Below are 14,444 nucleotides of genomic sequence, written 5' to 3'. Positions count from 1 at the left end.
CGCACCCGTGATGCAGGAGATCAAGAGAATGCTGACTTCCCACTATCTCTTCGGACACAGGGGAGGAAGTCGCAATGTCTTGACGATCATCGCGCTCCTCGTCCTCGGATCGACCGGCTTCATTGCGCCGGCAACGGCGACTCAAGCCGGACTTGCAGATGCAAGCACAGACGTCCTGGCGGCGCGCGTCCACGACGCCACCGCAGAGGCGTCCACCTTTCTGAGTTACACCCGACCTGACGAGTTCGGCATTCACGTGGCGGCCGACGTCCTCGTGCCGATGCGGGATGGCTTCAATCTGACCTGTGACATCTATCGGCCTGCAACGCCGGATGGCACTCCCGCGGAGGGGAAGTTCCCCAGCATCGTGATGAACTACACGCCGTACGGTAGGACCTTCCCTGACTGGCAGACCGACCTTCGCCCGTTTGCTGCGAAGGGCTACAACTTGATCTGGTGCAACACCCGCGGCTCGCAGGGGTTCAACGGCGTGAGCCCCGCCCCCGAGAGCATCGCCCCTGTCCGGCCGTACCAGGAGCGCGAGCATCTGGACAACTATGATCTGATCGAGTGGTTCGCGGCTCGGCCGTGGTCGACCGGGGAGGTCGGTCAGGTCGGCATCAGCTACGGCGGGACCTCCTCCATGCTGGTCGCGGGGCGCGAGCAACCGCCGAGCCTCGAAGCGATCATCCCCATCGAAGGCCGCCCCAGCATCTACGACGGTAGGTATCCGGGCGGGATCTATGCAGACACATTCGCTGTTCAATGCGGCCTTGTCACCGGCGAGCCGACATGCACTGAGCGACTTTCGGCAGAGTACGCCGCACACAAGACGTTCGATGCCTACTGGGCCGAGCAAGCTGTCGACCCTGCGGACATCGACGTGCCCACCCTCTACGTCAATGGCTTCCTCGACATCAACATCTCTGAGCTCGACAGGGTTTACGGGGCGCTGGGAGATCGGGACGACTTCGCGATGATCCTCGGGCCCTGGGTCCACGGCGCACCCGAGCGAGGTGGCCCCCCGTCCTACAACAAGAACACGATCAGCACGGGGGTGTACTTGGCTTGGTTCGACCGCTGGCTGGGAAATGACCGGTCGGTCCCGAAGCCGCCGAAGGTGATTGCGTACGAGATGCCCGCGAGCGGTGACAGCTCCGACCAGTGGCGCGGCCTCCGCGCATGGCCGCCTGCCGATGCCACGCCTGTGCGGTTCAACCTGCTTCCTGAAGGCCAGCTCGCGCGTGGACGCAACGGTCACCGAGGCGCGGACACCTTCGTGGTCTCACCGGATGGTTCTAGCGGTTCCTTGAGTTACACCACCGAACCCTTCAAACACAGCGAAGTCGTCACCGGTAGCGTCAAGGTGACCCTCACGACCACATTTTCCGCTCACGACGGCAACGTTATTGTCGATCTTCACGACGTGGCAGAAGACGGGTCGGTCACAGACCTGGGCCCCGCGGGATACCTGAAGGCCAGCCATCGCTCCTCCCACTCCGACCCAGAGTCCGTCACGCCTGGGACGCCTTACCACTTGACCATCAGGGTCCCCAGCAAGTACTGGGCTGTCCAAGAAGGGCATCGGCTCCGGCTCACCGTCACGAGCAAGGACAGCGTCGTGAGAGAGAATGCCCCAGCCGGCACGGTCAAGATCAGCACGGGCGGCGGCGTCTCGTACGTCGACCTCCATCTGACCAAGCCTCAGCATCACTGACCACCCAGGCAGGAACACCGGGGCGCGGTGTATCGCCGCCGCCCGGTGTTTGTGCGCAGAAGCGCTCCAACTCGTACCGCGGTGCAAACCGCAGGGCGTGAAGTCTCGCAACTGTCAGAGAGCGCGGGCACCCCAGCCTGCCGGACGGGAACTGTCCCCGACCACGCTGTGGTCGCTCTTCCACGGCGGTAGCGCCGGTTCGAATCCGGCCGGGTGTGCGGTGCCGAAAAGCGGCTCTGAGCAAGGGGTCGAGACGTCATGGTCGCGGAGCCGTGCCCGAGCCATCTGCTGGACGCCTTGATGTCGGCGCGGGACGCGGTGGCGAGGCTGACCGGCGGTGTAGCGCAGCTCGCGGGGGTGCAGGTCCGCAACGTTTGTCTCCGCTGCGGTGGTGAAGGCGGTCCGGTAGGTGCTGACCTGTAGCGGCTGCCCGTTGCGGGTTCCGAATACAGATTCTCGGGCTGCTTGCCGGCGACGTGGTGGGGCAGCTCCATCGACTAGGAACCGCGGGACAGGGACCTGTTGCCGCTGGTGGGTCTTCGTCGTGCCCCAGACCAGGCCCACCCGGGGTGACGGCGATGACGGCCCGGTTGCGCTTGAGATCGAGCCGCCCGACGCGCAAGGACGGCCATCTCTCGACCCGGACTCCGGTATTTGAGAAGAACAGCACGACGAGCTGTTCACTCGATGAATACGTTCTCGGTGTCGCGGATCCGCTGCGGGTCCGTCTTCCACACGTACGCCAGGTACGTGACGCCGACGGCAAGCCAGACGAGCGCGATGGGCGCGGCCAGGTCCAACGGGGCCGGAAGCGGCGAGATGAACGCGAACACACCCGAGCCGAGTCCGAGGCTGGTCAGAAAGACGGGGATCATCGTGAGGCACGCCCCCAGCGGGACTACACCGTTGATCAGCACGCTGAACTCTTCGCGCCGATGACGCAGGACGTAGACAGCGCTGCCAACAGCGACAAGCATGTACAGGAAGACAATCATCGCGGTGAAGTACGTGCCGATGACGGCGAATGCCTCCAAGGGACTGACGGCAAGGAGACCTCCCCCGATCGTGATGACGACGTAGATCACGCCGAGCACAACGGTTGCGACGTGCGGCGTCCTGTGGACAGGGTGTGTCTTCGCCAACACGTCGGGCAGCAGTCTGATGCGCGCCATCGCGTAGACATGACGGGTCCCGCCATTCTGCCCGCCGATGGCGCTTGCGATGCACGAGTTGAGGACCGCGAACAGCACGAGGATCCAACCGATGCCCCACGCGTCCTCGGCCATCCCACTCCAAGGGTCGCCACCATTTGCACCCATGAAGCCGTCATAGCCGTCCGCGCCGAAGTAGACCGCGGAGGCGTACGTGGTCAACACGTAGAAGATCCCGATGATCACGATCGACCAGATCATGGCTCGGACGACATTGCGTCGCGGGTCCCGGGTCTCCTCCGCCAACGGCGCTGCGTTCTCGAAGCCGACAAATCCGAACACGGCGTAGACCAGGCCGCCCACCACTCCAGCCGTCCCGACGAAGCCGTCAACGTTGGCGTGCTGTGTAGAAAAGACGCTGAGCGTATTTGCATCGCCGGCCTTGATGATCAGCCAGACAGCAAGGACCGCAAAGATCAAGATCTCGACGATCCCCAAGACGACACCCGAACGGGTGCTGAACTTGACGCCAACATAGCCAGCAGCGAAAACCGCAGCCGCGCAAATGATGGAGCAGATGACCCAGGTCGGCTCGAACGGCAGTCCCGTTTCGGCGTGAATCGTAGTTCCTAGAAAGTGGCCGAAGGCCAAGTATAGCAGCGGCGGATAAGAGATCCAGACGAGTAAGTACGCCCACGCCACCAGGGCGCCGACCGCTGGGTGGAACGCTCTGGCGGTATAGGTGTAGAACCCTCCGGCGGAGGGGAATCTCCGCGCCATCTGTGCGACACAGACCGCCACCAACAGGCATCCGCAGATAGCAAGAAGCACCGACAAAGGCAGCGCACCGCCCGCGTACGCAGCACCAATCGATATCGAGGCGGCTGCGGACAACGCCGGAGAAGTTGAGGAGACCGATTGGAAGAGAACTTCTGAGAGACCGATCGCGTCGTTCTCGAGAGTTTCGTCCGCTTTCGTCTTCGCGCTGATCATGGGGTCGGTTTCATCGGTGGTCATCGCGGTTCACCTCGGCCCGGAGGAGGATGTAGCTGTAATCTCGAACCTGCACAGTCTTCTCACCAGACGTCCTTTCGAGCCGCGCGGCCGATCCGCGGGAATCTGTTGCATCACGACGTTCCCGTTAGGTGTCAGACCACCGCCGATAACCGCCCGGTGGGCCGCTCGCATCTCCGGGGTGGCGACTGGATTCGTCGCGAGGGGGTTGACTGATCGTCAATCTGGCGGTCATGACAGTCGTACGTCAATCCCCGTAGACGCAGGTATTTCGACCGCGCATTGCACGTATATACGTGCACAAAGGATTCATCTTTAACGCACCTATGAAAACAGCTGGGGTGAGTCCCCGAGGTGGTGGAAGAAGCGGGACGCCATCACTGCGACGAGATAATCCGCGCCGCGGCGTTACGCGCGCTGGCCGCGGCGCCCGTTGTCGTCGGCTGGGTGCGCCCCGCGGGTATGCTCGCGGAGATTATGCACCCTACCTGCAATAACGGCGGATCGATAAAGCACGTAAGTCTAAGAAAGTGCGGCTTCCTACACGCTTACCGCTTGACAGCGCTGCACAGTTGCCGGTGAAATCCAACTGATCAATCAAATTCGCAGAGGCCGTCAAGCCGCCGCGACGGTATTCACACACCGACGCCAGGGTTGCCGGTCCATCGACGATCGAGGGACGCAGATGATCATTGAGCGGGACGTTCGGATTCCCCTTCGGGACGGCATCACCGTAGCGGCAACGCTGTACCGCCCCGAGACCTCCGAGCCCGTGCCGGCGGCGCTCATTTATGCGCCGTATCGGAAGGACGATCTCAACGCCATCGAAGACGAGTATCAGACTCAGTACTTCGCCGAGCAGGGCTATGCGTCATTGCAGGTCGACATGCGCGGGTGCGGCGGATCCGAAGGAACACGTTGGGAGTCGTTTGCCGGGGAGCTGGAGGGCCAAGACGCGTACGACGTCGTCGAGTGGGTCGCGGCCCAGCCGTGGAGTGACGGCAACGTGGGTATGTACGGCTTCTCGTACCCTGGCTGCACGTCGCTCCAGGCCGCCGCGCTGCGACCGCCCCACCTCAAAGCGATCGCGCCGATCATGCCGCCCGCACACGCGTACGAGCTGTGGTATCCGTCAGACGTACCCGCTCCCTACATCTCAGCGACCTGGGCGGGCTTCATGTTCGCTCTCGAACTCTTGCCTCCTGGTCGTCAGGATGCCGAGGGCAAGTGGCATGAACTGTGGCTGGAACGTATCGAGCGTTTCGCCGAGCGCTCGCGCGAGTTCCGCCGCCACCCCGACCGTGAGGACCCGTACTGGACTACGCGAGCTGTCGACTGGTCGAGCATCGAGGCAGCGACGTTCGTTATAGGCGGGTGGCGCGACCTGTTCCCGCGTGAGGTGACGTGGGGATTCGACGCGCTCAAGGCGCCACGCAAGCTGATCATCGGGCCGTGGGAACACTGTCTTCCGCACGTAGCGCCCCTCGGCACCACCGATCACCTGGCCCTGATCAAGTCCTGGTTCGACCGCTGGCTGCGAAACGACACCTCTGCTCTGGACGATGACGAACCGGAAGTGGCCATTTGGACCTACGGCGCAGATAAGTGGCGCTCCGAGCGCTCGTGGCCGGTCATCGACCGAGCTGGGATGACGACGCTCTTCCTTTCCGACGGGCACCAGCTCGTGACTGCAGTCGGCGACGTCCAGCAGGCCGAGATCGCCTACGCCGGGGACGCTACGGTCGGGGCCTACTCGGTGCTGATGGACGGTCTCGGGGGAGGGCTTGCTGCGGCACTTGATCAGGGGCCGGATGACATCAAGTCGATCACCTTCGACGCCTCACCCTCCGCCGAGCCGATCGAGATCGTAGGCATTCCCGAGGCGACACTCTTCGTGGCGGTCGACTCGGGGAGCGAGGTCGACCTGTCGGTGAAGCTCAGCCACGTCGCTGCTGACGGACGCGCCACGCTCATCACGAGCGGATCCGCCCGACTGACGACAGAGGACGACGGCGAGTCCGTCCCGCACGGCGAGTACGCCGAGGTGAAGGTCGCGTTGGCGCCGATCGCCTACCAGGTCCCGGCAGGACACCGGCTGCGGGTCGCCTTGGCGACGGCCGACTTCCCTCGGCACTGGCCGTCGGTGGTGACACCGGCAATCCGACTAGCCGTCGACGGAGAACGGGCGGCCGCCCTCAGGCTGCCCACCCTCCCCGAGCACGAGTGGGTCGAGCCCACGTTGCCGGCGCCCGATCCGTCGGTGAACGTCATGCCGTTGGCCATCGAGGGCGGATTCGTCGACCGTCGCATCGAAACGAGCGTGGCCACTAAGAGCGTCATCACCCGGATCGACTCTCGCGGATCCACGTACCTCCCGTCGGGCACCGGCGAGGTCATGACGTTCGACCAAACCTTCACCTTCACGGTGACCCCGGACAAGCCGGAAGCGGCGCAGGTCGACACGGACGTGCGCATCTCGATGGGTCTCCAGGGCGGGACTCAGGTGGACGTTCACGCCATGACGTGGCAAACGCGCCGAGCCCATTGGGGAACCGCGGAGATTAGCCTCAACGGCAAGCCGTTCTTCACAAGGAGTTTCCACGAGTGACCCTCCTCCCCGCCGCGACGGTGGGATCCCACATCACCTACACCGACAAGATCAGCTGAAGTGCCCTGGGTGCCGCCGGGCACTCAGGGCACACGCGCACGCCGACCGTGATCAAGGCGGGGTAGCAGTGTGGCTGTCGAGGTCCGAACGCATTATTTGCGCAGGGGCCGCAGACAATGACTGGCGCCACGGCGATGAGCTCAGTTCGGCAGGCTCTGGAGGAACTGCGTCAGAACCTGGGCGGTCCGCTCCGGCTGCTCCTCGGCTACGAAGTGCCCCGCATCGAGGACCTCGCCGCGAACGTCGGCGGCATAGTTGCTCCAGACCTTCAAAGGATCTGCCTGCTGGCCGACGACCCCGCGGGAGCCCCAGATCAGTAGCATGGGGCACTCGATCCTCTTGTCGCGACTTTCCCGGTCGTGCTCGAGATCAATGGACGCTGCGGCCCGATAGTCCTCGCACATCGCGTGGATCATGGCTGGATCGGCGAAGCAGCGCTCGTATTCTGCCATTGCCTCCGGCGCGAAAATGGAGCGTGTGCTTCCAAACGAGTTCAATACGTGGCGCAGAAATGTCACGGGGTCTGGTGTGATCAGGTCCTCGGGCAGAGGCTCCGGCTGGATGAAGGCGAACCAGTGCCAGTACGCGGTGGCCAGCTCCCGCGTCACGTGCGTGTAGTTGTACTCCGTCGGGAGGATGTCGATGAGAGCCGCTGCGGACACCCGGTCGGGGTGGTCGAGGAGCAGGCGGTGTGCCACCCGGGCGCCGCGGTCGTGCGCTACGACCGCGAACCGCTCGTGTCCCAGTTGCTCCATGAGCTGGACCTGGTCGAGTGCCATTGTGCGGAACGAGTAAGTCGAGTGGTCGGCGCTCGAGCGCGGCTTCGAACTGTCCCCGTATCCCCGAAGATCGGCGGCGACGACGGTGTGCTCGGCCGCCAGATGGGGGGCGACCAGGTGCCACATCGTGTGGGTCTGTGGCGCACCGTGAAGGAGCAGGACCGCTGGTCCTGTCCCGCCCTGGACGAAGGAGATCTCAACGCTGTCGTTGTCGACGCGAACGGTCCGTCTCTCGAAGTCTTCGAACACGCGATGATCATTGCCAGGCGGAGAGCCGGGGTCAACGGCCCTTCGTACCCGGGCAAGCTCGGTGTTCCGCACGACGGCATGAGCGCGCGCTGGCAACTGCCGTGCCACATCGTGGAATTCCTATCCGGAAAAGTTACGTGCATGAACGATCGCCGTTCCAGCAGGTACGTGCACAGTCGTGGAGCAGGCGTCGAGGGAGACCCGACGCGGTACCGCCCGCGGCACGCGGCGCCACCGAGAGCATGGCGTGGTGAGGCTGGTACGTGTCAAGTCTGCGGTGCGTTGAAACAGGTACCGCCAGCCCTTGAATGTGCGATTGGCGTCACGTTTGACCCTTGACAGCGCATCTCGAGCAGTCGTTGTCTATTGACCAGTAGGTTCACTGGTCAGTCTGTGAGCCAAGGGAGCGGGGAGCTCTAGAGCACGGCGGTCGCTCCGTCAGGGGCGGTTTCGCGCGGTTCGATTCAGCGACTAACGCGATTCAGAGGAGAGAAGTGATGGCGCACTCAGAGCAGACAGACGTGGTAGTCGTTGGCGGCGGCTTTGCCGGACTGACCGCGGCGCGGAACCTCAATGATCGTGGAATTTCGGCGATCGTCGTCGAGTCACGTGACCGGCTCGGGGGGCGGACCTGGTACCGCAACTTCGCAGACACCGACCAGCTGATCGAGATGGGTGGCAACTGGTTGACGATGAACTACCAGCCGTTGATGCGGGCGGAACTCGACCGGTACGAAATTCCGATCGAGCTCAGTCCGGAGATGACCACGTCGGAGTGGCTGATCAACGGCGTGCGCAGCAGCGGATTTCCCGTGCCGCTGGAGGAGATCCCCGCACTGGAGAAGGCCGTCCTCCATTGCGTGCGCGCGGCCGACCGGATCGATCCCTACGCACCGCTCGACGGCCAGGGTCTGCACGACCTCGACGTGTCCTGGGATGAGTTTCTTTCGCCCCTCGACCTTCCGGCGGCGACTTGGGACTTTCTCTCGATGTTCCCCGTCTTCTACGCGGCTCGGGACACGTCGACGATCTCGGCGCTGATGCTTCTCCAACAGCTCGCCCTGGTCGGAAACAGTCCGTGGAGCTTCTTCGCCATCGGCCACCACCGTTTCACCCGCGGCACGAAGTCCATGATCGACGCACTCGCCTCCGACTGCGCCGACATCCGGCTCGACACTCACATCACCCGGGTCACGCAGACCGAGAACGGTGTCGAGGTCACCACTGCGTCGGGCGAAACGATCACGGCCCGTTATGCCATCTGGACCACTCCTCTGAACTGCTGGAACGACGTCGAGTTCTCCCCAGCTCTGAGCAGCGGCAAGCGCGGCGCCGCGGCCGGCGCGCACTGCTCGAACACCACAGTGAAGTTCTGGGCGCTCGTGGAGAACAACACCGTCGACGCCCTCATGGCGGGCCCCAGCACCAATCGAGGGCTGGCCGTGCTGAGCCGGGAGTACGATGTCGAGGGTCACGCGCTCAAGGTCGGGTTCTCGTGCGACCCCACGGCATACGACTTCGACACGGTCGCTGGCACAGATCAGGCCGTCGAGGCACTCACGCCGGGCGCGCACGTGATCAAGAGCGACTGGCACGACTGGAACAACGACCCGCTGGCAAAGGGCTCCTGGTTCGGTGCTCAGCCGGGAATGCTGTCCAAGTCCCACTCGGAGCTCTCCCGACGTGAAGGGCGGGTGCTCTTCGCCAGCAGCGACGTCGCGGTGTCGTTCATGGGGTGGATGGAAGGCGCCCTGGAGACCGCTCACAAGGCGTCCACCGAGGTTGCGGCCCTGCTGGACACCGAGAGCGCGAAGGCCTGATCATGCGTCGGCTCGCTGCACCGGTGCTGGACGGGACCGTCCGACCATGACGTCCTCGATCAGTGCGGAACCGGTGGTCTCGCCGGTCGCGACGGAGGCGCCGCGACGGGCCCATCCCCTTCGCTCGCTCCTGATGCAGCGCGTCCCGCTCGGCCTGGTGACCATCTGGGTCGTCACCGTCATCGTGTTCGCGGCGACCCAGCTGCTGCCCGGTAACGCAGCACGCGCGGTCCTCGGCAAGAACGCCACTCCTGAGCGTCTGGCAGCTCTCGAACGACAGATGGGCCTCGATCAGTCGGCATTGAGTCAGTACTGGAACTGGGTCACCGGGCTGCTTCAGGGTGACCTCGGTACGAGCCTCGTCAACCAGCAGCCCCTTTCCACACTCATCGTTCCTCAGATCGTCAACTCCGCAGCCCTCGTCGTGACAGCAGGCGTCGTTGGAACGGCCCTCGGTGTCGTGCTCGGTCTGGTAGCCGCGGTACGTCGTGATCGGCTGGCTGACCACGCGATGTCGGCCACCTCGTTGGCAGTGCTCGCGCTGCCGGAATTCGTGGTGGCGATCTTCGTCACGGTCCTTCTGTCCACTAACGTCTTCCACTGGTTCCCCGCGGTCTCGGCACTCTCGCCCGGGCAGCGGCCCTGGGATGACATCGCCATGCTGGTCCTTCCCACCGTCGTGCTGGTCATCGTGATCGCTCCTTACGTCTTTCGCATGATGCGCGCCGCCACTATCGACGCTCTCGAGAGCGAGTACGTCGAAATGGCGCGGCTGAAGGGACTGAGCAAGCGCCAGGTGCTGCTTCGTCACGCCTTGCCGAACGCGGTCGCCCCCACCGTCCAGGCGATCGGGCTGAACCTGCTCTACCTGGCCGGCGGCATCGTGGTGGTCGAGACTGTCTTCAACTATCCCGGCATCGGACAAGCGCTGTACCAGGCAGTGCTGAGCAAGGACATCCCGACCATCCAGCTCCTCGTCACGTTGCTGGCCGCCTTCTACGTGGTGGTCAACATCGTCACCGACCTGCTCGCGCTGATGGCGACGCCGAGGAAGAGGATGCCGCGATGACGGGGAAGCACCTGACCGAGGCGCCTGGACTCAACGCACCTTCGGTGCGTCGGTGGGAGTGGGCCTACGTGCTCGGACGAGCATGTCGGACGCGTAGTGGCACCGTCGGTTTGGCGCTGACCATGGTCGTCCTGGCTCTGGCATTCGTGGGCCCCTTCTTCGCACCTCACGAGCCGAACCAGGTAGGTGTCGTCCGTGCTTTCGCAGGGCCCTCGTCCGAGGCCGTCTTCGGTGGGGACTCGTTGGGCCGGGACGTGCTCAGCCGGGTCTTCAGCGGGGGCTGGCAGATCATCATCCTGGCTGCCCTGGCCACCCTGCTCGGTGTGGTCGTCGGTGCACTGGCCGGGGTGGCAGCCGCCTACCTCGGAGGCTTGGTGGATCACGCCATCATGCGCACGGTCGACGTCGTCCTCGCCTTCCCCCAACTGGTCTTCGCACTCCTCCTTGTCTCCGTCCTGGGTAGTCACCTGTGGCTCTTGGTCGTCGCCGTCGGCGTCTCCCACTCTCCCCAGGTCGCCCGGGTGATCCGGGCCGCTGCACTCGACGTCGCCGAACGCGACTTCGTCAAGGCCGTCGCCATCACGGGGGTGCGCCCGGGGCGCGTCATGCGCAGAGAGATCCTGCCCAACCTCACGACGCCGCTGCTCGTCGAGGCGGGGCTGCGGATGAGCTTCTCCATCATCGTGATGGCGGGCCTCGCGTTCCTCGGCTTCGGGTTTCAACCGCCCGACGCCAACTGGGGCTACATGATCAACGAGAACCGCATCGGCGTCTCGATCAACCCATGGGCGACCCTCGTTCCGGCCTTCCTCCTCGCCGTTCTCGCCGTCGGCATCAACACTTTCGCCGATGCTGTGACGCGAGTGGCTCTGGGCGCCGACAGGACGACCAGGAAGGCCCTCACCACGGACCCCAGCGCGGTCGCCGACGAGACGGTGATCGCGCGCGGCCAGAGCGCTGCGACGGAATGACGGGGGAGGGGCCGCACGTGTTCACCACACAGGTCACCGGGGACGAAGCGCTTTCGGCAACGACAGACGCGCACATCCCTTCAGTCGCCGCACAAGGGACCCAGGTCACGCCGGCGAGAGTGTCGGTCGAGGGCCTCACCGTCTGCCTCCGCGATGGCGTGGAAGTCGTCAGGGACGTCACCCTGCAGGTCGACGCCGGAGAGATCCTCGGCGTGGTCGGTGAGTCGGGGTCAGGCAAGACCACGCTCGGTCTCGCCATGATCGGGCACACCCGGCGGGGGCTGAAGGTCACGCGAGGGACGGTGCGCATCGACGGCCGTGACCTCAACGCTCTCGGTGAGAAGGAGCGCACCGCCCTGCGCGGAAGCGCCATGACCTACGTACCCCAGGATCCGGGCACAGCGCTGAATCCCGCCCGGAGGATCGGGTCGCAGTTGCGCGAGATACTGACAGTGCACGGCCGCAGCAGGTCAGCCGCCCAGAGCCGGGTCGCCGAGGTTCTGGAAGAAGTGGGACTGGGAGACGTAACGCACGTGCTGGACGCGTACCCGCACCAGCTTTCGGGCGGACAGCAGCAGCGCGTCGCAATCGCCATGGCCTTCGCCTGCCGTCCCGGACTCATCGTCATGGATGAGCCGACCACCGGGCTCGATGTCACCACACAACGCACCGTGCTGAACACCGTGCGACGCTTGTGTGGCAAGTACGGCGTTGCGGCGGTCTACGTCACCCACGATGTCGCCGTCGTTGCCGAGCTTGCTGACAAGGTAGCTGTGGTCTACGCCGGCGAGGTCGTGGAGATGGGCACCTCAGGGGAGGTCCTGTTCAAGCCCGCACATCCCTACACCCGCGGTCTACTGCGCGCGGTGCCCTCGTCTGGTGAGCGCGCCCGCTTGGTTGCTATGGGTGGGGTGCGGCCCGAGCTCGGCTCCCTGCCGCCAGGGTGCGCCTTCGCTCCACGCTGCCCGGCGAGCGATGCGACCTGTCGAGAGCGCCACCCTGTTCTCGTCCCGGTGTCCGGCGGCAGCGATCACGACGCCCGATGCCTCATCGTCGAAGCGGTCCCCCATCGTGAGCAGGCGCACCTAGCGGTTGTGGAACCGGAGGTAGCCCCTACGGATGCCGCATCCGGTGCTGACAATGGCAGCCGCGCTGTCCTGCAGGTGACCTCGCTCGACGCGAGCTACGGCCACAAGCGCGTCCTCCGGGGCATCGACCTGTCGATCGCGCCCAACGAGTGTGTCGCTCTGGTGGGCGAGTCCGGATCCGGAAAGACCACCCTCTCCCGTTGCCTGGTCGGCCTGCACGAGTCGTGGACCGGCACTGTTCGACTGGGAGACGAGCAGCTCCGTCAGGGTGTCAGGACGAGGTCGCGAGACGCTCTCATGCGGATGCAGTACGTCTTCCAGAACCCCTACGCTTCGCTGAATCCTCGGCGGACCATCGGCGGTCTGCTCCTCCAGCCGTTGGAACACTTCACAACCCTCGACAGGGGTGCTCGGAACACCCGCGTCGTGGAGGCGCTCGACGCCGTCTCACTCTCCCGCAACTACCTCGACAAGTATCCCGATCAACTATCCGGAGGCGAACGCCAGCGAGCTGCCATCGCACGCGCCCTCGTCGTCAAGCCACAAGTCCTCGTCTGCGACGAGGTCACGTCAGCCCTCGACGTGTCGGTCCAAGCCTCAGTCATCGAGATGCTGCGCCAACTGCAGCACGAGCAGGAGCTCTCGCTCCTCTTCGTCACCCACAACCTCCCGCTGGTGCGGTCGATCGCGCAGCAGGTCGCCGTCATGTCGGCTGGACGCATCATCGAGCGCGGCGCGACCGAGGACGTTCTTGATCGTCCGCAGGCCGAGTACACCCGAAGGCTGATCGAGCACCTGCCGAGGTTCGACGCCGCGAGCGGTGGCGCTGAGGATGAATAACTCGACAGGGCGCGCGCTCCGGCACCACGGCTTCGCCAGTGACACCTGCGCCGGGGCTCACCCTGAGGTGCTGGCCGCTATCGCGGCGGCCAGCGAGGGCTACGAGGCCAGCTACGGGGGCGACGGTCACACCGCGGCTCTGCAGCACCAGGTCAGGCACCACTTCGGTGAAGCCGCACAGGCTCTGCCGGTCTTCAACGGCACGGGAGCGAACGTCGTCGCACTCCGATCCATGACGGCGGGGGGCGGGTCGGTGATCTGCGCAGCAACCGCGCACATCAACGTGGACGAGTGTGGAGCACCGGAGTGGGTCAGCGGGGCCAAGCTCCTTCCGATCGCGACGACGGACGGCAAGCTCACGCCAGATCTGGTCGACAGCGAAGCTCACGGCTTCGATGACGTGCACCGCGTGCGCCCGCGGGTACTCAGCGTGTCTCAGGCGACCGAGCACGGGACCGTCTACGACCCCGACGAGCTCATCGCGCTGTGCGAGCATGCGCACAGCCGCGGCCTGACCGTGCACATGGACGGCGCCCGGCTGGCGAACGCGGCGGCGACTCTCGGGGTCCCTCTCAGTGCCCTGACGACCGAAGCAGGCGTGGACGTCCTCTCCTTCGGCGGCACCAAGAACGGCTTGATCGTCGGCGACGCCGTGATCGTGCTGCACCCCGGAGCCGTGCACGCCCCGGAGTACGCACGCATGGGTTCCGCCCAGCTGGGGTCGAAGCTGCGCTTCGTGTCCGCTCAGTTGAACGTCCTCCTCCACGAAGGACTTTGGCTACGCAACGCGCAGCGCGCCAACGCGATGGCCCGCCGGTTGGCGAGTGCGGTCCGTGGGCTGCCCGGGGTCGATATCACACGCCCGGTCCAGGCGAACTCCGTGTTCGCGACCCTTCCCCGAGCGGCGACGGTGACTCTTCACGAGAAGTACGACTTCCACGTCTGGGACGACCGGCGCGGCGAAGTTCGCTGGATGACGTCCTTCGCCACCACCGAACACGAGGTCGACGAGCTCGCCGGCGACATCCGTGCCGCCGTCGCTCAGGCCGCGTGAGACCTAGATCCGATCATCGACCGT

At 65.0% G+C, this 14,444-nt stretch carries 9 protein-coding genes; 7 read left to right on the top strand and 2 right to left on the bottom strand.

The window, feature by feature from the left end; genetic code table 11:
* The first annotated feature begins 79 nt into the window (after positions 1–79).
* Positions 80–1,717: a CocE/NonD family hydrolase gene (locus ACJ5H2_RS22830; protein ID WP_408899745.1), complete on the top strand. Its 1,638-nt coding sequence runs from the start codon at positions 80–82 to the stop codon at positions 1,715–1,717.
* A 680-nt stretch (positions 1,718–2,397) separates the two neighbouring features.
* On the opposite strand, the gene ACJ5H2_RS22825 is transcribed toward ACJ5H2_RS22830, so the two are convergent.
* Positions 2,398–3,885, bottom strand: coding sequence for an APC family permease (locus ACJ5H2_RS22825; protein ID WP_408899744.1), 1,488 nt, complete (start codon positions 3,883–3,885; stop codon positions 2,398–2,400).
* A gap of 682 nt (positions 3,886–4,567) precedes the next feature.
* On the opposite strand from ACJ5H2_RS22825, the gene ACJ5H2_RS22820 reads away from it, so the two are divergent.
* Complete coding sequence (locus tag ACJ5H2_RS22820; protein ID WP_408899743.1) at positions 4,568–6,490, top strand: CocE/NonD family hydrolase; 1,923 nt, start codon at positions 4,568–4,570, stop codon at positions 6,488–6,490.
* Positions 6,491–6,690: 200 nt separating this feature from the next.
* Here ACJ5H2_RS22820 and ACJ5H2_RS22815 read toward each other — a convergent pair whose 3' ends face one another.
* Positions 6,691–7,578, bottom strand: a complete 888-nt coding sequence (locus ACJ5H2_RS22815) for an alpha/beta fold hydrolase (protein WP_408899742.1) — start codon at positions 7,576–7,578, stop codon at positions 6,691–6,693.
* A gap of 497 nt (positions 7,579–8,075) precedes the next feature.
* On the opposite strand from ACJ5H2_RS22815, the gene ACJ5H2_RS22810 reads away from it, so the two are divergent.
* Genes ACJ5H2_RS22810 through ACJ5H2_RS22790 form a run of 5 tightly spaced genes read left to right on the top strand, consistent with a single transcriptional unit; the run spans position 8,076 to position 14,420 of the window.
* A complete protein-coding gene (locus ACJ5H2_RS22810; RefSeq protein WP_408899741.1) occupies positions 8,076–9,398 on the top strand; it encodes a flavin monoamine oxidase family protein in 1,323 nt (440 codons plus the stop codon).
* Positions 9,399–9,444: 46 nt separating this feature from the next.
* The gene (locus tag ACJ5H2_RS22805; RefSeq protein ID WP_408899740.1) at positions 9,445–10,467 is read left to right on the top strand and encodes an ABC transporter permease; all 1,023 of its coding nucleotides are present in this window, start codon (positions 9,445–9,447) and stop codon (positions 10,465–10,467) included.
* The gene (locus ACJ5H2_RS22800) at positions 10,464–11,438 is read left to right on the top strand and encodes an ABC transporter permease (protein ID WP_408899739.1); all 975 of its coding nucleotides are present in this window, start codon (positions 10,464–10,466) and stop codon (positions 11,436–11,438) included. The genes ACJ5H2_RS22805 and ACJ5H2_RS22800 overlap by 4 nt, the downstream gene beginning before the upstream one ends.
* Before the next feature lie 17 nt (positions 11,439–11,455).
* The gene (locus ACJ5H2_RS22795; protein ID WP_408899738.1) at positions 11,456–13,366 is read left to right on the top strand and encodes a dipeptide ABC transporter ATP-binding protein; all 1,911 of its coding nucleotides are present in this window, start codon (positions 11,456–11,458) and stop codon (positions 13,364–13,366) included.
* A complete protein-coding gene (locus ACJ5H2_RS22790) occupies positions 13,359–14,420 on the top strand; it encodes a threonine aldolase family protein (RefSeq protein WP_408899941.1) in 1,062 nt (353 codons plus the stop codon). The genes ACJ5H2_RS22795 and ACJ5H2_RS22790 overlap by 8 nt, the downstream gene beginning before the upstream one ends.
* Positions 14,421–14,444: the final 24 nt, after the last annotated feature.

This window comes from Nocardioides pymetrozini, assembly GCF_046058985.1.
Classification (GTDB): Bacteria; Actinomycetota; Actinomycetes; order Propionibacteriales; family Nocardioidaceae; genus Nocardioides.
Note: the sequence above shows the minus strand (reverse complement) of the source record. Positions and strands in the feature narration are given on the sequence as shown.

Excerpts from the sequence above, each read along its gene's own strand:
- ACJ5H2_RS22825 (WP_408899744.1), bottom strand. The coding sequence starts at position 3,885 with ATGACCACCGATGAAACCGACCCCATGATCAGCGCGAAGACGAAAGCG.
- ACJ5H2_RS22805 (WP_408899740.1), top strand. The coding sequence starts at position 9,445 with ATGACGTCCTCGATCAGTGCGGAACCGGTGGTCTCGCCGGTCGCGACG.
- ACJ5H2_RS22800 (WP_408899739.1), top strand. The coding sequence starts at position 10,464 with ATGACGGGGAAGCACCTGACCGAGGCGCCTGGACTCAACGCACCTTCG.
- ACJ5H2_RS22790 (WP_408899941.1), top strand. The coding sequence starts at position 13,359 with ATGAATAACTCGACAGGGCGCGCGCTCCGGCACCACGGCTTCGCCAGT.
- ACJ5H2_RS22810 (WP_408899741.1), top strand. The coding sequence starts at position 8,076 with ATGGCGCACTCAGAGCAGACAGACGTGGTAGTCGTTGGCGGCGGCTTT.
- ACJ5H2_RS22820 (WP_408899743.1), top strand. The coding sequence starts at position 4,568 with ATGATCATTGAGCGGGACGTTCGGATTCCCCTTCGGGACGGCATCACC.